The 17,741-nt window shown below is 68.7% G+C and carries 16 protein-coding genes; 8 read left to right on the top strand and 8 right to left on the bottom strand.

The window, feature by feature from the left end; all coding sequences use genetic code 11:
* Positions 1–29: 29 nt before the first annotated feature.
* Complete coding sequence (locus tag LXT13_RS03235) at positions 30–497, bottom strand: hypothetical protein (protein ID WP_233370162.1); 468 nt, start codon at positions 495–497, stop codon at positions 30–32.
* Positions 498–617: 120 nt separating this feature from the next.
* On the opposite strand from LXT13_RS03235, the gene LXT13_RS03230 reads away from it, so the two are divergent.
* Positions 618–2,195 carry a polyamine aminopropyltransferase gene (locus LXT13_RS03230; RefSeq protein ID WP_233370161.1) on the top strand — a complete coding sequence of 526 codons (1,578 nt, stop codon included), beginning with the start codon at positions 618–620 and terminating at the stop codon, positions 2,193–2,195.
* Positions 2,196–2,259: 64 nt separating this feature from the next.
* Positions 2,260–2,511: a hypothetical protein gene (locus LXT13_RS03225; protein WP_233370160.1), complete on the top strand. Its 252-nt coding sequence runs from the start codon at positions 2,260–2,262 to the stop codon at positions 2,509–2,511.
* A 13-nt stretch (positions 2,512–2,524) separates the two neighbouring features.
* Here the strand turns inward: LXT13_RS03225 and LXT13_RS03220 are convergent, their stop codons facing one another.
* A complete protein-coding gene (locus LXT13_RS03220) occupies positions 2,525–3,772 on the bottom strand; it encodes a histidine-type phosphatase (RefSeq protein ID WP_233370159.1) in 1,248 nt (415 codons plus the stop codon).
* Positions 3,773–4,018: 246 nt separating this feature from the next.
* Between LXT13_RS03220 and LXT13_RS03215 the strand changes: the two genes are divergently transcribed.
* Both LXT13_RS03215 and LXT13_RS03210 read left to right on the top strand, forming a co-directional pair.
* Positions 4,019–6,979, top strand: coding sequence for a TonB-dependent receptor (locus LXT13_RS03215; protein ID WP_233370158.1), 2,961 nt, complete (start codon positions 4,019–4,021; stop codon positions 6,977–6,979).
* A 53-nt stretch (positions 6,980–7,032) separates the two neighbouring features.
* Entirely contained in the window at positions 7,033–8,613 is a 1,581-nt protein-coding gene (locus LXT13_RS03210) for a flavin monoamine oxidase family protein (RefSeq protein ID WP_233370157.1), read from the top strand.
* Here the strand turns inward: LXT13_RS03210 and speD are convergent.
* Genes speD through LXT13_RS03180 form a run of 6 tightly spaced genes read right to left on the bottom strand, consistent with a single transcriptional unit; the run spans position 8,586 to position 14,404 of the window.
* Positions 8,586–8,957 (bottom strand): adenosylmethionine decarboxylase, encoded by a 372-nt coding sequence (speD, locus tag LXT13_RS03205; protein ID WP_233370156.1) that lies wholly within the window; start codon positions 8,955–8,957, stop codon positions 8,586–8,588. The genes LXT13_RS03210 and speD overlap by 28 nt on opposite strands.
* 4 nt (positions 8,958–8,961) lie before the next feature.
* Entirely contained in the window at positions 8,962–9,219 is a 258-nt protein-coding gene (gene moaD / locus LXT13_RS03200) for a molybdopterin converting factor subunit 1 (RefSeq protein ID WP_233370155.1), read from the bottom strand.
* Complete coding sequence (locus LXT13_RS03195) at positions 9,216–10,433, bottom strand: molybdopterin molybdotransferase MoeA (RefSeq protein ID WP_233370154.1); 1,218 nt, start codon at positions 10,431–10,433, stop codon at positions 9,216–9,218. Before LXT13_RS03195 ends, moaD begins: the two co-directional genes overlap by 4 nt.
* Positions 10,414–11,817, bottom strand: coding sequence for a threonine synthase (gene thrC / locus LXT13_RS03190; RefSeq protein WP_233370153.1), 1,404 nt, complete (start codon positions 11,815–11,817; stop codon positions 10,414–10,416). The genes LXT13_RS03195 and thrC overlap by 20 nt, the downstream gene beginning before the upstream one ends.
* Positions 11,818–11,832: 15 nt before the next feature.
* Entirely contained in the window at positions 11,833–13,152 is a 1,320-nt protein-coding gene (locus LXT13_RS03185) for a homoserine dehydrogenase (protein ID WP_233370152.1), read from the bottom strand.
* Between the two features lie 25 nt (positions 13,153–13,177).
* Positions 13,178–14,404: a pyridoxal phosphate-dependent aminotransferase gene (locus tag LXT13_RS03180; protein ID WP_233370151.1), complete on the bottom strand. Its 1,227-nt coding sequence runs from the start codon at positions 14,402–14,404 to the stop codon at positions 13,178–13,180.
* A gap of 129 nt (positions 14,405–14,533) precedes the next feature.
* On the opposite strand from LXT13_RS03180, the gene LXT13_RS03175 reads away from it, so the two are divergent.
* From LXT13_RS03175 to LXT13_RS03160, 4 genes are all read left to right on the top strand, one after another.
* Entirely contained in the window at positions 14,534–14,908 is a 375-nt protein-coding gene (locus LXT13_RS03175) for an Mth938-like domain-containing protein (protein WP_233370150.1), read from the top strand.
* Positions 14,909–15,041: 133 nt separating this feature from the next.
* A complete protein-coding gene (locus tag LXT13_RS03170) occupies positions 15,042–15,521 on the top strand; it encodes a peroxiredoxin (protein WP_233370149.1) in 480 nt (159 codons plus the stop codon).
* Between the two features lie 165 nt (positions 15,522–15,686).
* Positions 15,687–17,366, top strand: coding sequence for a PhoH family protein (locus LXT13_RS03165; protein WP_233370148.1), 1,680 nt, complete (start codon positions 15,687–15,689; stop codon positions 17,364–17,366).
* Positions 17,367–17,369: 3 nt separating this feature from the next.
* Positions 17,370–17,672, top strand: a complete 303-nt coding sequence (locus LXT13_RS03160) for a high-potential iron-sulfur protein (protein WP_233370147.1) — start codon at positions 17,370–17,372, stop codon at positions 17,670–17,672.
* The last annotated feature ends 69 nt before the right edge of the window (positions 17,673–17,741 follow it).

The following is a 17,741-nucleotide window of genomic DNA, read 5'->3' as shown; positions in this document are numbered from 1 at the left end:
CCACTCAATGGCGGCAAGGCCTGCAGCCATCAGACCCCAAGTGGCGGCTCGGGCACGGCTGCGGCGAACGGCGTGGACTGGATGGCCTCGATGGTGCCGGAGCGCTGGTAATAGGCGCTCAGGGTCGGGTCGTAGAAGAACATCGTGGCCACGGCAGGCGTCGTGGCTTTCGTCAGTTCAGGCGGCGTCGCCGAGCCAATGATGTTGAACTCGCCCTTGGGCCCGTTGCACGGCCAGAACCACGGGTACTTGTCGGTCGTGCTGGCGCTGCCGGGACCATTGTGGTTGAGCACGATGGCGTCCAATGCCCCGAAGCTGTAGTGGCTGGGCACGGTGCCGGTCATTGCACCGCCGTTGAACGTCAGCTGCTCGCCGTTCCAGTCGGCGCATTCGATGGTGCGGCCGCCGGTGCCGCTGTAGTGCCGGCGGGCCACGTCGATCGACGAGCTGCCCAGGCTGGCACTGCTGATGTAGTCGGTGCGCTGGCCGGAAATCATGGAGATCGGGTCCGAGGTGATCGACGTGTCCCATGAGGGCGCAACACCTGGCCCTCGGTGCGAGGCGGAACAAGCTTGTAGGGCAGCGTCACACGTATTTGGTGAGGTTACCCTCACGCGATGTCCTCCTCCTTTGCAGAGAGCCAACAGCCGCCAGGCGATCACGGCCCCCAGCTGGCCGAATTGCTGCTGCTTGCCAGCGTCTTCGTCATCGCCGCCTGCGGCCTGGTCTACGAGCTGGCGGCCGGTGCGCTCGCCAGCTACCTGCTGGGCGACTCGGTGCTGCAGTTCTCCACCGTCATCGGCGTCTACCTATTCGCGATGGGGCTGGGCTCGTGGCTGTCGCGCTTCGTCGAGCGGCAGCTGGTGGGCGTGTTCCTGCAGGTGGAGCTGCTGGTGGGCGTCATTGGCGGGCTGATGCCGGCGGCGCTGTTCGTCGTGCACAGCCTGCTGCCTCCGGGCGAAGGCGCGGCCTTCCGCGCGCTGCTGTATGCGCTGGTGCTGCTAGTGGGTGCGCTGGTGGGGCTGGAGATCCCGCTGGTAATGCGCATCCTGAAGCGCCACTTCAGCACGCGCTACGGCCTGAAGGACCTGGTATCGCAGGTCCTGACCTTCGACTACCTCGGCGCGCTGCTCGTGGCGCTCGCCTTCCCGCTCGTGCTGGTGCCGCAGTTGGGCCTCGTGCGCACGGGCATCGCCTTCGGGCTGCTGAATGTGGCGGTGGCGGTATGGGCGCTGTGGCTGTTCCGCGCGGACCTGCGCGGCCGCTCGTCGCACGTTGTCGCCTGCGCGCTGTCCACCGCGTTGCTACTGGCCGCGCTGCTCGGCGCCGAGCAGCTGACGACCTGGTCCGAGGACCGCTTCTACGGCGAGCACATCGTCATCAAACAAAGCAGCCCCTACCAGCGCATCGTCGTCACCGAAGGTCGCGGCGGCACGCGGCTGTTCCTGAACGGCAACCTGCAGTTCCACTCGCGCGATGAATACCGCTATCACGAAGCCCTGGTGCAGCCAGCCATGGCGGCGCATGGCGCGCCCAAGCGCGTGCTGGTGCTGGGCGGCGGCGACGGCATGGCGGTGCGCGAGATCCTCAAGCACCCGAGCGTCGAGCAGGTCACGCTCGTCGAGCTGGACCCGCTGATGACGACACTGTTCCGCGACACGCCGAAGCTGGCTGCGCTGAACGGCCACTCGCTGTCGTCGCCGAAGCTGCGCATCGTCAACGCCGATGCGTTCGGCTGGCTTGAGCAGCAAGACGCACATTTCGACGTCATCGTCATCGACTTCCCCGACCCGTCCAACTTCGCGCTCGGCAAGCTGTACACGGCCAGCTTCTACGAGCTGGTGGACCAGCACCTCAGCGCCGGTGGCTACGCCGTCGTACAGACCACGTCGCCGCTGATCGCGCGGCGCAGCTTCTGGACGGTCGTGACGACGCTGGAATCGGTCGGCCTGACGACGACGCCCTACCACGCCCATGTTCCGAGTTTCGGCGAATGGGGCTTCGTGCTGGCCTCGCGCAGGCCATTCCGGCCGCCGACGCAGTTCCCGCCCGGGCTGCGCTTCATCACGCCGGCCAGCCTGCCGGCGTTGCTGGACTTCCCGCCCGACATGGCGCGCGTGCCGACCGACGTGAACCGGCTCAGCAACCAGGTGCTGGTGCAGGAGTTCGAGGCCGAGTGGGGCCAGGTCCACTGACGCGGGAACGCCGATTGCTGTAATGGCGGTTCGCCGGCCGCAGGCGCCGGCGCCGGAGCACCGCATGCCAACTGTGTCCTCTTCCCCTATCGGCCCGACCGACGTCCCCACCACGCCGGCGCAGACCGATCCTCAAGACCTCGACAGCGTCTACCAGGCGCTAGTCCAGGGCGTCGGCCATGAGCTGGTAACGGATGCCAACGTCGAGGCGCTGATCCGCCGCGCCGAGGCCGACCACCATCCGGTGCTGGCCGCCGAACTGCGCGAATGGCGCTCGCCCTGCGGCGACGACTCGGGCAGCACGCCGGCCGGCTGACGTCGCCCTGCGGCTACCAGCGGCCGTACAACCGTCGCCGCCACCAGGCTGCGGCGGCGTCCAGCTCACACAGGCCCTGCCCAGTGGCGTGGCAGCCAGGCAGCGGTAGCGTGAGCGTCAACGGCGGCGACCGCTGCGTCAACGGCGCCAGCTCGCGCAGCTGATCCAGGCTCTGCGCCTCGTAGCGCACGCGCAGATAGCGCCTTCCGCTGGCCGGGTCTCGAAGCCGCTCCAGCAGCAGCACGCTGCCCACCGGCGGGTCGTTGCGGCCGTAGCCGGGGAACTGGAAGCCCACGCCCAGCAGGGCCGTCAGTGCGGCGATGTTGTTGTCATGCCCGATGAGCAGGCTGACCGCCGGCGCGTCGGCTGACAGCAGCAGTTGCAGCAAGCGCGCCGACAACGGGCCGGCGATGCGCTGCGCCATGTACGACGGTCGCGCATAGACCTCGAACAGCAGCGCATGCAGCCGCGACACGCTGGCGATCTCGGTCATCCGGGCCCGCCCCCAGCCGACCTCCGTCATCGGCAGGCCTTCGGCGTACTGCAGCGCCAGCACCTGGGCCGTGCCGGAGGCCACATCGATGGGGCCACGCATCGCCAGGCCTCGGCCATCGGCGCCCGGTCGCAACGCCGCCTCGCCGGTCTGCAGCGTGCAGCGCGCCTCGGGCCGGCGGTCGTCGCAACCGAGCACGCGTTGCATCGCGCGCACGGCCTCCCCCTCAGGCGCCACCAGCGCCTGCACGCCCCCGGTCTCGCGGTCGATGACGCGCACCGCCTCGGCGGCATCGAAGTCCACGGCACCCGCCTCTATGGGGTTGAACAACGGGTCGGTCTGGTCCATCGGCAGATGCTGCACGGGCGTGGCGCAGCCGGGCGTCAGCGCGCCGGCCAGCACCTCGCCGCTGGCCACGGTGCGATCCACCGTGTTGGCCCAGACGAACACCTGCCCCGGCGCAGGGCAGCCCTGCGCGGGCAGCAGGTCGGCGGCTTGCAGCATCGTGCGCTGGTACTGGCCGCTAAGCGCAAGTGCCGCTCGGCCGTGCGGCGTCAGCAGGCTGGCCGGCGTGCTCCAGGAGGGCCACGCTTCGCCCGCTCGCGGTTCCGCAGCGGCCTCGGTCGGCAGCGGCGCCCGCAAGCCGTGCCGCCACAGCATGACGACGCGCTCCAGTTGCAGCGGCGACTGCCCGGCGGACCAGGCCGGTGAAGCCAGCCCCAGCCCGGCGATGCACAGCGCGGACACCCACGCTCGGGGCGAATTCAAGGAAGACAGGGACGAAGGCATGCAGGTGGGGCAAAGGCTGAAAGGGCGCGAATTGGGCCGTCAGCGCATGACGGTCGTGTGAAAGGCGCCAGCCCAGCCGCGCAACAACACCTGGCATCAAGCAACAGCGCCCGGCACCCCGTCGGCGTCACCGGGCTGTCACGGCCGGTCCCTAGGGTGCACGACTTTTTTGCCGACCCGGCGCCCAGCGCAGGTCATTTCACTCCAGCCCTCAGCAGTACCTCCATGAGTTCCAAGCCGTACTTCCGTTTCCATCCCCTGTCCTGCGCCGTCGCAACGCTGGGCCTGCTGGCCCTCGCCGGTGGCGCCCGCGCCGGCGACATCAAGGGCGTCATCGTCGACCCCGCCAGCGGCAAGCCCGCTGCCGACGCCGTCGTGCGCATCCCCGCGCTGGGCCTGCAGACCCGCACCGCCGCCGATGGCAGCTTCCTGCTGCGCGACGTGGCCGCCGGCCGCCACAGCGTGCAGGCCCGCCTGGCCGATGCCAGCGAGCAGAACGGCGACGTGGTGGTGCCGACCCAGGGCGAGGTGCAGCTGCGGCTGAACACCGCGCAGCTGGAGAAGGTCGTCGTCGTCGCCAACCGCAACCAGGCCACGCGCGCTCAGCTGGCAGCCGACAACACCGTCAGCCTGCTGTCCGCGGACGACCTCTCCCACACCGCCGTCCACAACGCGGCCGAGGCGCTGGGCCTGCTGCCGGGCGTGAACGTCGTCAACACGGGCCAGTCCTTCTTCGGCGGCATCGACGGCGCGTCGCGCGGCGAAGGCATGTTCACGTCCGTGCGCGGGCTGAACGCCGAATACAACGTCAACATGATCAACGGCGTCACGGTGGCCCAGGGCATGCCCTACAGCCGCGGCGTGCAGCTCAGCCTGCTGCCGCCATCCGGCCTGCAGACGGTCGCACTGAACAAGACTTCCACCGCCGACATGGACGGCGATGCCATCGGCGGCACCATCGACTACCGCACGCCCACGGCCTTCGACTTCAAGCGCGACTTCCAGGCCAGCGTGACCGTCAGCGGCAACCTCGAAAGCCGCGCTCGGGACTACGACAAGAACGCCACCGGCGGCGGCTTCGCGGCCGACGTGGCCAGCAAGTTCGGCCCCGAGCGCCGCTTCGGCATCTACGCCGGCGCCTACTACGACATCCGCCACTACCAGAACAGCGAGATGGGGGCGGTCATGGAGGTTTCCGGCGACAGCGCCTGGGCCCGTCCGGTCGCCAGCGCCGCCAACCGCGAGGCCAACCCCGCCAACCTCGACCCTGCCACCAACCTGATGACGACCGGCTTCAACGTCGGCGTGTCCGGCGGCCACACCGAGCGCTACGGCATGAACCTGGCGCTGGACTGGCGCCCCGACGACGACACCCAGTGGTTCGGCAAGTTCAGCTACGCCCGCGCCGACACCGAGCAGAACAGCACGCTCAGCCAGCTGCTGGGCACCAACGTCAGCTACACGCCGATGGGCACCAGCGGTCTGTACCAACCGGTCATCGGCAACGTCTCCACGCGCTTCTGGTACGAGACCAACCCCGAGATCGCCAAGCTCTCCACGCTGCAACTTGGCGGCAACAGGACGCTGGGCGCGCTGTCCGTGCGCGGTAGCGTGTTCTACAGCGAGGGCGAGAACAACCGGCCCAATCACATCGAGATCTCGGCGCGGCCGGCCAAGGACTTCGCATTCGGCGGCAGCACGCTGGCCACCTACGACGCCGACGGCTTCCCCGTGCCGCTGCTGACGCCGGCCATGCTGGCCCAGCTCAACGACATCGGCGGCCTGCCCGCGCGCCGCGCCGGCCAGCTGACCGAGCAGTTCAGCCGCCAGAAGAAGGGCGGCGCCCGCGTGGACTTCCAGTACGACCTCGGCGCCGGCATGCTGGACTCGCTGCGCTTCGGCCTGAAGTACACCGACAGCAAGCGCGACACCAGCAACCGCGACTGGACCACCGACAAGTTCACCGACGGCCGCACCTTCGGCTCGCTGGGCATCTTCAACGGCAGCTACGCGCCGGTCTACCCCGGCAAGTACGGCTGGTCCATTCCGAGCATCAATCAGGACGCGCTATTCGGCGTCTTCAACGCCAACCTCAAGCCTGGCAACTTCGACAGCTGCGGCAGCCTCTACGACAACAACCTCAACTGCAACACCCAGCATGCAACGGAGGCAGTGACGGCCGGCTACGTGCAGGCCAACCTCGTCAGCGGCAAGCTGGAAATCGTGCCTGGCCTGCGCTTGGAAAGCACCACCATCCGCAACACGTTCTGGGTGCTGCCGCGCGACGCCAGCGGCGCCGAGCAACCGGGCCACTTCAGCAACAACCGCACGCGCTACAACGAGCCGCTGCCCAGCTTGTTCCTGAACTACCGCCCCGACGGCAACACCGTCTACCGGGCCGGACTGTGGACCAGCTACACACGGCCGGCTTTCGTGCAGCTCGGCGGCGGCTCGCAGACGCACATTTCGGCCGACGGCACGACCACCATCGTGCAGGGCAACCCCGACCTCAAGCCCATCCGCTCGACCAACCTCGACCTGTCGGGTGAATGGGACAACAACCAGGGCACGCACCTGATGCTGGCCGGCTTCTACAAGCGGCTGTCGCACTACATCTACGAAAGCGGCAGCACGCCGGTGAACCCGATCACGAGCACCAGCGGCCCGGTCAGCCTCGTGCAACCCACCAACGGCGGCAGCGGCCGCGTGGCGGGCCTCGAGTTCGCCGCACGCCAGAACTTCAAGGCCATGCCCGCGCCGTTCGACGGCATGGGCGTGGGCGTGAACCTGACGCGCCAGACCACCCGCGTGGACCTCGGCCGCCCCGGCATGGACCCGAACGAGCGCATCCAGAACGCGCCCGACTGGATGGGCAACCTGCAGTTTTTCTACGAGAAGAACGGCCTGAGCTTTGACGTGACCTACCACGCCACCGGCGCCTATGTCGCCAGCTACGACCTGATGAACCAGGGCGCCAGTTGGGACAACCTGTGGGTGCGCCCGCTGCGCCGCGTGGACCTGCACGTGGGCTACAAGTTCGAGGCCGGCTTCACGGCGGACCTGTCGGTGGCCAACCTGCTGAAGGACCACAGCTACTGGTCGCACATTGGCCGCGACAGCCTGGCGCTGTCGGACATCGTGGACTCCGGCCGCACCGCCGTGCTGACGCTGAAGAAGACCTTCTGAGCGGCTGACGCGCCAGGCCGGCACCGGCGGCTTTCGCTGCTAGGCTGCCGGCCTTGCGCCACGACTTCGATTCCTCGCCGACCGGCCTGCACCGCCGCAGCCTGCTGCTGGGCCTGCTGGCGGCCGGCTGCAGCAGCAACGACGCACCGCTGCAAGGCGGCTGGGTCGGCACCCACCCGGAGCGCGGCCACCGGCTGCGCAGCGAACTGCCGCGCGCCGACGGCCCACTGAAGAAGGCCGGCGTGCTCATCGTCGGCACCGGCATCGCAGGCCTGGCCAGCGCGCGCGCGCTGGCCAGGCGCGGCATCGACGACCTCGCGCTGCTGGACCTGGAAGACCAGGCCGGCGGCAACAGCCGAGGCCATGCACTGGCCGGCACGCCCTGCCCGCTCGGCGCGCACTACCTGCCGCTGCCCGGCGAGCAGGCCCGCGAAGTGGCCGAGCTGATGCATGAGCTGGGCCTGGCCCGCGAAGCCTTCGGCCGCACCGTCTGGGACGAGCGCCATCTGTGCCACAGCCCCCAGGAGCGCCTGTTCATCGACGGCGAATGGCACGACGGCCTGCTGCCACCGCCCGGGAACGACACGGCCCGGGCCCAGTACCGGCGCTTCTCAGCGCTGGTCACGCAAGCCCAGCGCGAGCTGGGCTTTGCGATGCCCACGCGCCGCGCCGGCTGGACGGCGGGCCACGCGGCGCTGGACGCACAGACATTCGCCGCCTGGCTAGACGGGCAGGCGCTGACCGACACGCGGCTGCGCTGGTACCTCGACTACTGCTGCCGCGACGACTACGGCGCCGGCGCGGCGACCGTCTCGGCCTGGGCCGGCCTGCACTACTTCGCCAGCCGCCACGGCTTCCATGCCCCCGGCGACGAAGCGGCCGAGCGCGAGCCCGTGCTCACCTGGCCGGAAGGCAACGGCTGGCTCAGCGCCAAACTGGCCGAGCCGCTGCGCGACCGGCTGCACCTGGGCCGCACGGTGCTGCGCGTGACCGAGGGCCGGGACGGCGTCGAACTGCTGGCCTGGAACGAAGCCACCAACTCGCCCGAGCGCTGGCAGGCCCGCGCCGTCGTGCTGGCCACGCCACTCTTCATGGCGACCCGTCTTCTGGCCGACCCGCCCCACGCACTGCGCCAGGCCGCCGGCCGGCATCGACACGCCCCCTGGCTGACCGCCAACCTCGCACTGGGCGAGCCGCTGCTACTGCGCCCCGGCGCACCGCCGTCCTGGGACAACGTGCGCTACGGCAGCATGGCGCTGGGGTACGTCGATGCCCGTCACCAGTTGTTGGACCCGACACCCCGGCCGCCGTTGCTGACCGCCTACGTCGCGCTGCCCGAGTCGCAACGCGGCGAGCTGCTGCAGCAGCCCTGGCAACACTGGGCGCGCGTGGTGCTCGACGACCTCGCGCAGACCCACCCCGACCTGCCGGGCAAGCTGTCACGCATCGACCTGTGTCGCTTCGGCCACGCAATGAGCATCCCGGTGCCGGGTGTGCGCGGCTCGGCAGCGCTCGCCGCGTTGAATGAAGCACGCGGCCGCGTCGTCGTCGCGCACGCGGACCTGGGCGGCTATTCAGTATTCGAGGAGGCCTACACGGCCGGCGTTCAAGCCGCGGCGCGGCTCAGGCTCTGACGGGCCACCGACGCCGGCGCGAATGCCGCGACCAGCGCAGTCATCAACGCCTCGGCCTTGGCCGAGTTGTCGGCGCCGTAGTTGCAGACGTAGACGTCCAGCGTCACGCCGCCCAGCTCTGGCCAAGTGTGCACGGCCACATGCGATTCGGCCAGCAGCACGACGCCGGTGATGCCGCTCTGCGGGTCATCCGACGAGAAGCGGTGGAACAGCTCCGCCACGCCGGTCAGGCCGGCCTCGGCCACCGCACCGCGGCACAGCGTCGCGAGCGCGTCGACATCGCGCATCGGCGGCAGCGCAGCGTCCACGCCGCGCAGGTCCGCCGTCAGGTGCAAGCCTTCCAAGGCTTCAGCCGCCGGTGACGGGCGGGAAGAAGGCCAGTTCGTCGCCGTCAGCCAGCGTCGCCGATTCGGCGCTCATCGTCTGGTTCAGCGCCGAGCGCACCGCGCGGCCGGGCGCCAGCGCCTCGGCATGCACGCCACCGCGGGCGCGCAGCGCCTCACGCACGTCAGCCACCGTGCTCCCGTCGGGCAGGCTCAGCGCCTCACCTTCGCCCAGCTTCTCTCGCAGCGATGCGAAGAAGCGCAATCGCACGGTGACCGTCATGCAAGCAGCTCCGCGAACGGGATGAAGCGCACCGCATCCCCGGCGCTGAAGGCCTGGCCCGGCGGGTTGTCCAGCAAGCCATCGGCGAAGAACGCCGAGGTCAGCACGCCGCTGCCCTGGTTGCCCAGCAGCGCGAGGTGGCCGGCGTCGTCCAGCCGCACGCGCAGGAACTCGCGGCGCTTGTCGGGCCTGGGCCAGTCGAAGCCGGCGGCGAGCTGGTAGCCGCGGGGTGCCAGCTTCGTGGCGCCCTGCAGCTTCAGCAGCGCCGGGCGCACAAGCACGAAGAAAGTGACGACGCTGGACATCGGATTGCCCGGCAGGCCGATGAAGTGCGCCTCCCCGACCCGGCCATACGCGAACGGCTTGCCCGGCTTGATGGCGATGGCCCACAGGTCCAGCTGGCCTTCGGCCTGCACGGCGGGGCGCAGGTGGTCTTCCTCGCCGACCGAGACGCCGCCCGACGTGAGGATCAGATCGGCTTGCGAGGCGGCCTCACGCAGAGCGGCCCGCGTGGCATCGAGCTGGTCCGGCACGATGCCCAGGTCGATGACCTCGCAGCCCAGGCCTTCAAGCAGCGCGCGCAGCGTGAAGCGGTTGGAGTTGTAGATCGCGCCGGGCGGCAACGGCTCGCCGGGCATGACGAGCTCGTCGCCGGTCGAAAACAGCGCGACGCGCGGGCGGCGCGTGACCATCAGTTCGGCAGCACCGGCCGTGGCGGCCAGGCCCAGCGAAACGGCGTCCAGCCGGGTACCGGCCGGCAGCACGACCGTGCCGGCGCGCACGTCCTCGCCGCGGCGGCGCACATGCTGGCCGGCCTTGACGGGTTGCGTGATGCGCAGCCGGCCGTCCACCAGCTCGGTGAACTCCTGCATGACGACCGTGTCGGCGCCCGGCGGCACCTGCGCGCCGGTGAAGATGCGCGCGGCTTCGCCGGCGGCCAGCGGCGCGGGCGCGCTGCCGGCGGGGATGCGCTGCGTGACGGGCAGCTCGGCACCGGCATCGGCGGCGCGCAGCGCGTAGCCGTCCATCGCCGAGTTGTCCTCGGGCGGCACGTCCACCGGCGAGACGAGGTCGCTTGCCAGCACGCGGCCACGCAACTGCGCCGTGGGCAGTGTCTCGGTGGCCGTGAGCGGCTGGACCTGCGCCAGCAGCGACGCCAGCGCGTCCTCCAGCGGTGTCAGCGGCTTGAACGGCTTAGGCGGCGTGTCCGACATGGGCGTGGATGTAGGCCTTCACCTGTTCGACATCGGCCGGCATGACCTTGACGCGCTTGGGCAGGTTCTCGATGCCTTCGAGGCCCGCGGGCCTCGGCGGCTCGATGCCTAGCGCCTCGTGGATCGTGGCGGCGAACTTGGCGGGCAGCGCCGTCTCCAGCACCAGCATCGTCGTGCCGGGCTCGTGCTTCTCCAGCGCCACCTTGAGGCCGTCCGCAGTGTGCGGGTCGATGACGATGCCGTGCTCGGCGTGGCAGCGGCGGATCGTGGCGACGCGGTCCGCGTGCGTGCTGCGGCCGGAGCTGAAGCCGAAGCCCGCGATGTCGGCATGCTCGCCAGCGCTCAGCTCGAAGTTCGGCGCCGTGAACAACTGCTTCACGCGGGCGCCGTCGCGGCCCAACAGGTCGAACACGAATCGCTCGAAGTTGCTGGCCTTGGAGATGTCCATCGACGGGCTGGACGTCTCGTGCGTGTCGGCCGTGCCGCGCGGGCGGTAGTTGCCGGTGCGGAAGAACTCGTCCAGCACGTCGTTCTCGTTGGTAGCGACGACCAGCCTGGCAATGGGCAGGCCCATCTGCCGCGCGACGTGGCCAGCGCAGACGTTGCCGAAGTTGCCCGACGGCACCGTGAAGCTGACCTTCTGGTCGTTCGACTTCGTGGCCTGGAAATAGCCGGCGAAGTAGTAGACGACCTGGGCAAGCAGCCGCGCCCAGTTGATGCTGTTCACCGTGCCAATGCGGTGTTCGCGCTTGAAGGCCAGATCGTTGGACACGGCCTTGACGATGTCCTGCGCGTCGTCGAACACGCCCTTCACGGCGATGTTGTGGATGTTGGCGTCCTGCAGGCTGAACATCTGCGCCTGCTGGAACGGGCTCATGCGGCCCTCGGGGCTGAGCATGAAGACGCGCACGCCCTTCTTGCCGCGCATCGCGTACTCGGCTGCGCTGCCGGTGTCGCCGGAAGTGGCACCCAGGATGTTCAGCGTTTCGCCGCGGCGGCCCAGCTCATACTCGAACAGCGCGCCGAGCAGCTGCATCGCCATGTCCTTGAAGGCGAGGGTTGGGCCGTTGGACAGGCCTTCCAGCGCGATGCCTTCGCCCAGCCACGTCAGCGGCGTGATCTGCTCGGTGCCGAACACCTCGGCCGTGTAGACGCGGCGCGTGATGGCGCGCAGGTCGTCGGCGGGGATGTCGTCGATGTAGAGCGACAGGATCTCGAACGCGAGGTCGGCGTAGGCCAGGCCGCGCCAGCGGGTCAACGTAGCGGCCTCGACCTTGGGGTAGGTCTTGGGCAGGTAGAGGCCGCCGTCGGGCGCCAGGCCTTCGAGCAGGATGTCGGAGAAGCCGCGCTCGATCTGGTCGCCGCGGGTGCTGATGTATTTCATGGCAGTCCGATGGATTTAGGCCAGCTCTTCCTTGCGGATGCGCACGATGGGCGCGAGCACGGTGGGCAACCCCTGCATCTTGGCCAGCGCCTCGTTCATGCGGCCTTCGGCGGTGTCGTGTGTCAGGATGATGAGGTCGGTCTGGCGCTCGCCGTCGGCGGACTCGCGCTGCAGCACGGCGTCGATGGAGATGTCATGCTCGGCCAGGATGGTCGTGATGCGCGACAGCACGCCGGCCTGGTCGGCGACGACCAGGCGCAGGTAAAAGGCGGTGTGCACGTCGGCCATCGGCAGCACCGGCGTGTCGCTCATGGCGTCGGGCTGGAAGGCCAGGTGGGGCACGCGGTGGTCAGGGTCGGCCGTGGCCAGGCGGGTCACGTCGACCAGGTCGGCGACGACGGCCGACGCGGTCGGCTCGGCACCGGCCCCCTTGCCGTAGTACAGCGTCGTGCCGACGGCATCGGCCTGCACGACGACGGCGTTCATCGCGCCTTCGACATTGGCGATGAGGCGGCTGGACGGAATCAACGTCGGGTGCACGCGCAGCTCGATGCCCTTGTCGCGACGGCGCGTGATGCCCAGCAGCTTGATGCGGTAGCCGAGCTGCTCGGCGTACTTGATGTCGGTGGCCTGCAGGCTGGAAATGCCCTCCACATGGGCCTTATCGAACTGCACCGGCACGCCAAAGGCGATAGCGCTCATGAGGGTCAGCTTGTGGGCAGCGTCCACGCCTTCGATGTCGAAGGTCGGGTCGCTCTCGGCATAGCCCAGGCGCTGGGCCTCCTTCAGCACGGTCGCGAAGTCCAGGCCCTTGCCGCGCATCTCCGACAGGATGAAGTTCGTCGTGCCATTGATGATGCCGGCGATCCACTCGATGCGGTTGGCCGTCAGGCCTTCGCGCAGCGCCTTGATGATGGGGATGCCGCCGGCCACGGCCGCCTCGAAGGCCACCGTGACGCCCTTCTCGCGCGCCGCCGCAAAGATCTCGCTGCCGTGCAACGCCAGCAGCGCTTTGTTGGCCGTCACGACGTGCTTGCCGTTGGCGATGGCCTGCAGCACCAGCGTGCGGGCCGGCTCGATGCCGCCGATCAGCTCGACGACGATGTCGATGGCGGGGTTGTTGACGAGCTGCTGCGCGTCGCCCGTGCAGGGCACGCCGTCGCCCACGATGGCCTGGTAGGCCTTGGCGCGCTCGGCATTGCGGGCGGCAACCATCGCGATCTCGATGCCCCGGCCGGCGCGGCCACGAATCTCGGTCTGGTTGCGCTGCAGGACGTTGAAGGTGCCGGCACCGACGGTGCCGAGGCCGATCAGGCCGACTTGAATCGCTTTCATTGCAGGGCTTTCAGACAACGGGGAATCAGGAAGAGTGGCGGCGGCGATAACCCGCCAGGAAACGTTCGATGCGGCCAATGGCCTCGCGCAGGTCGTCCACGTTGGGCAGGAAGACGAGGCGGAAGTGGTCGTGCTCGGGCCAGTTGAAGCCGGTGCCCTGGACGATCAGGACCTTTTCGTCGGCCAGCAGCTCGTAGGCGAACTGCTGGTCGTCGGCGATGGGATACATCTTCGGGTCCAGGCGCGGGAACATGTAGAGCGCGGCCTTCGGCTTGACGACGCTGACACCGGGAATCTGCATCAGCAGCTCGTAGGCCAGGTCGCGCTGGCGGGCCAGGCGGCCGGTGGGCGCGACGAGGTCGTCGATGCTCTGGTAGCCGCCCAGCGCCGTCTGGATGGCGAGCTGGCCCGGCGTGTTGGAACACAGCCGCAGCGAGGCCAGCATGTTCAGGCCCTCGATGTAGTCGCGGGCATGGCGTTTCTCGCCGCTGACGACCATCCAGCCGGCGCGGTAGCCGCAGCTGCGGTAGTTCTTTGACAGGCCGTTGAAGGTGATGAACAGCACGTCGTCGGCCAGCGACGCCATGGCGGTGTGCGTGTTGCCGTCGTACAGCGTCTTGTCGTAGATCTCGTCAGCGAAGACGACGAGCTGGTGCTTGCGGGCCAGTTCGATGATGCCCAGCAACAGGTCGTTGGGGTACAGCGCGCCGGTCGGGTTGTTCGGGTTGCAGACCATGATGCCGCGCGTGCGCGGCGTGATCTTGGACTCGATGTCGGCGAGGTCGGGCAGCCAGCCGGCACCTTCGTCGCACAGGTAGTGCACCGGGCGGCCACCCGACAGGCCCACGACGGCGGTGTACAGCGGGAAGTCGGGCGCCGGGATCAGGATCTCGTCGCCGTCGTTCACCAGTGCGTTGATCGACATCTGGATCAGCTCGGACGCGCCGTTGCCCAGGTAGACGTCATCCACCGTCACGCCCTTGACGCCCTTCTGCTGCATGTAATGCACGACCGCCTTGCGCGGCGCGAACAGGCCCTTGCTGTCCGTGTAGCCGCCAGCGTCGCCGAGGTTGCGGATCATGTCCTGCACGATCTCGTCCGGCGGTGTCAGACCGAACACGGCCGTGTTGCCGATGTTCAGCTTGATGATCTTCTGGCCCTCTTCTTCCATCTGCCGGGCCTTGTCCAGCACCGGGCCACGGATGTCATAGCTGACGCTGGCGAGCTTGCTGGACTTGGCAATAGGCTTCAAAGGGGCTCCGGCGGGGCGCTGAGGGGACTGCGAAGTTTAAGGCGCCGGGCATGTGGCCTGCCGTTCTGGGCGACACTCGCGGCCGGCCTTTTCGCTGCGGTTCCGCGCCCCGTTTCGCCCTGTCTTTCGATGAAGTTCCAGCTCGACGAGCCGCAAGGCGGCAACAACATCTCCCGCCACGACGCCCATGGCGTGTGGGTCAACGGCCAGCCGCACACGGCGAGCGTGCTGGTGCCCTGGAAAGGCGACGTCGTGGCCTGGGCCCCTTCGCGCTTCGAGGAACTTGAGCCTGCGCATTTCGAAGCGATCCTGGCGCTGCGGCCGGAACTGGTCGTCTTCGGCAGCGGAGCGAAGCTGCGGTTCCCCAGCCCGGCGCTGTGGCGGGGCCTGGTGGAAGCACGCATCGGCTTCGAGGTGATGGACATCGCCGCCGCCTGCCGCACTTACAACGTGCTGGCCAGCGAAGGGCGCAACGTGATGGCGGCGCTGCTGATCGAGGCGTGAATACGTCGCCGACGGCCCGGAGGCCGAGGCTTTATAATCACTGGCTATTGCCTGCGGGCGCCCGCGTGAACTGCTGCACAAGCAGCACCCACGAACCGGGGACCCCGTGAGCACCAACTTGCCGCACCCCCCAATGACGCCTGCGCTCAACAAACCCCTGCCGGAAATTGAGGCTCAAGCCACCGGCGGCGTGAAGTTCACCGGCAACGCCTTCCTGGGCAAGTCGGTCGTGCTGTATTTCTACCCGAAAGACAACACGCCGGGTTGTACCACCGAGGCGATGCAATTCCGCGACCGCCACAAGGACTTCGTGAAAGCCGGCGCGGTCGTGTTCGGCGTCTCGCGCGACAACATGGCCTCGCATGAGAAGTTCAAGCAGGCGCTGGAGCTGCCGTTCGAGCTGATCGCCGACACGGAAGAAAAGCTCTGCCACATGTTCGGCGTCGTCAAGAACAAGATCATGTACGGCAAGAAGGTCAAGGGCATCGAGCGTTCGACCTTCCTGATCAGCCCCACGGGCGTGCTGGTGGGCGAGTGGCGCGGCATCAAGGTCGCCGGCCACGTCGACGAAGTGCTGAAGGCCGTGAAGGGCCTCAAGAAGGAAGCAGCCTGATCCGTTGTTGTCCGACATCGCGGATGCCCGCGAGGTGTGCATAATCAGCCGCATGCCCCGGGTCGCATCCTCGTCTCAGACTGCAAAGCCGCACTCATCCTGTGCGGCTTTTTGCTTTCTGGCGCCGGGATCGCGTGGGGTTCACTTGCCGCCGAACCGCCGTACATGCCACTGCCCAAGCCTCCTGCACAACGCGCCAGCCGCCTCGATGCCTCCGCTTACTCGGCCACTCTGACCCCCAGCAAACCGCGCGCGACGCCGCCCACCGTCACGCCCGCAGCCTCACCGGTGGCACCGGCCGCCGCCCCGACGGCCGAAGTCCTGCGGCTTCCCACACCCGCGGCCCACCCCCCCGCCGCCAAACCCGGCCTGCCCACCAAGGCCGCCAGCAAGGCGCCCGCCAAGGCCGCAGCCCCGAAAGCCAAACGCACCCGCAAGCCGGCCGAAGCCGCCAAGCTCTTTGTGCTGGACACGAACGTGCTGATGCACGACCCGATGTCGCTGTTCCGCTTCGAGGAGCACGACGTCTACCTGCCGATGATCACGCTCGAAGAGCTGGACGGGCACAAGAAGGGCATGACCGAGGTCGCCCGCAACGTGCGCCAGGTCAGTCGCGAGCTGGACCAACTGGCCGCCGGCCTCAAGAGCAGCAGCGTCGAGGAGATGGGCAAGGGCCTGTCGCTGGCGGGCACCGGCCACCGCGAGGCCGAGGGCAAGCTGTTCTTCCAAACCGAGCTGATCGACACGCCGCTGCCGCAGGGCTTGCCGCAGGGCAAGGCGGACAACCAGATCCTCGGCGTCGTCCAGGCGCTCAAGGGCCTCCACCCGGGCCGCGAGGTCGTGCTGGTGTCCAAGGACATCAACATGCGCATCAAGGCCCGCGCTTTGGGCCTGCCCGCGGAAGACTACCGCAACGACAAAACGCTGGAAGACTCCGACCTGCTCTACACCGGCGTGCAGGCGCTGCCGGCCGACTTCTGGGAGCGCCATGGCAAGACCATGGAGAGCTGGCAGCAGGGCAACACGACCTTCTACCGCATCAGCGGCCCGCTCGTTCCCACGCTGCTCGTCAACGAGCTGGTCTATCTGGAAGCACCCGGCGCCACGCCGCTGTATGCCAAGGTCACCGAGATCACCGGCAAGACGGCAGTGCTCAAGACGCTGAAAGACTACGGCCACCAGAAGAACTCGGTCTGGGGCGTGGCGGCCCGCAACCGCGAGCAGAACTTCGCGCTGAACCTTCTGATGGACCCGGAGTGCGACTTCGTCACGCTGACCGGCACGGCCGGCACCGGCAAGACGCTGATGACGCTGGCCGCCGGCCTGTCGCAGGTGCTGGACGACCGCCGCTACAGCGAGATCATCGTCACCCGCGTGACGGTGCCGGTGGGCGAAGACATTGGCTTCCTGCCCGGCACCGAGGAAGAGAAGATGGGCCCGTGGATGGGCGCGCTCGACGACAACCTTGAAGTGCTGGCGCGCGGCGACAACGCGGCCGGCGAATGGGGCCGCGCCGCCACCAACGACCTCGTGCGCAGCAAGATCAAGATCAAGAGTCTGAACTTCATGCGCGGCCGCACGTTCCTGAACAAGTTCGTCATCATCGACGAGGCGCAGAACCTGACGCCCAAGCAGATGAAGACGCTGATCACGCGCGCCGGCCCCGGCACGAAGATCGTCTGCCTGGGCAACCTGGCGCAGATCGACACACCCTATCTGACCGAGGGCAGCTCCGGCCTCACGTTCGCGGTGGACCGCTTCAAGGGCTGGGCCCACAGTGGCCACGTGACGCTGGCGCGTGGCGAGCGCTCCCGCCTCGCGGATTTCGCCTCCGAGGTCCTCTGAGCCATGGCGTCGATCACGCGCCGCCGCCTCGTCCAGGCCCTGCCGCTGCTGGGCACGGGCCTGGCCGCGGCTCAGGAGCAGAGCCTGCTGCAGGAGAGTGACGACGAGGCCAAGGCCACCGGCTACCACGCCGATGCAACTAGGGTCAACAAGGCCCGCTTCCCAACCTACGTGCCCGGCCAGACCTGCGCCAACTGCAAGCTGTACGCACCCGATGGCGACAAGCCGTCGGGCGGCTGCGCGCTGTTCTACGGCAAGGACGTGATGGCCAAGGGCTGGTGCAAGGCCTGGGTGAAGCCTGACTGACGTACCCCGGCGGTTACCGCGGGCTTTGGTCCATGGCCGACACTGCGTGGTGTCACCAACACCGCTCGG

The sequence above is a fragment of the Pelomonas cellulosilytica genome (assembly GCF_021353265.1).
Taxonomy (GTDB): domain Bacteria; phylum Pseudomonadota; class Gammaproteobacteria; order Burkholderiales; family Burkholderiaceae_C; genus Pelomonas; species Pelomonas cellulosilytica.
The sequence above is the reverse complement of the archived record's forward strand: the minus strand, read 5'-3'. Positions and strand labels throughout refer to the sequence as shown.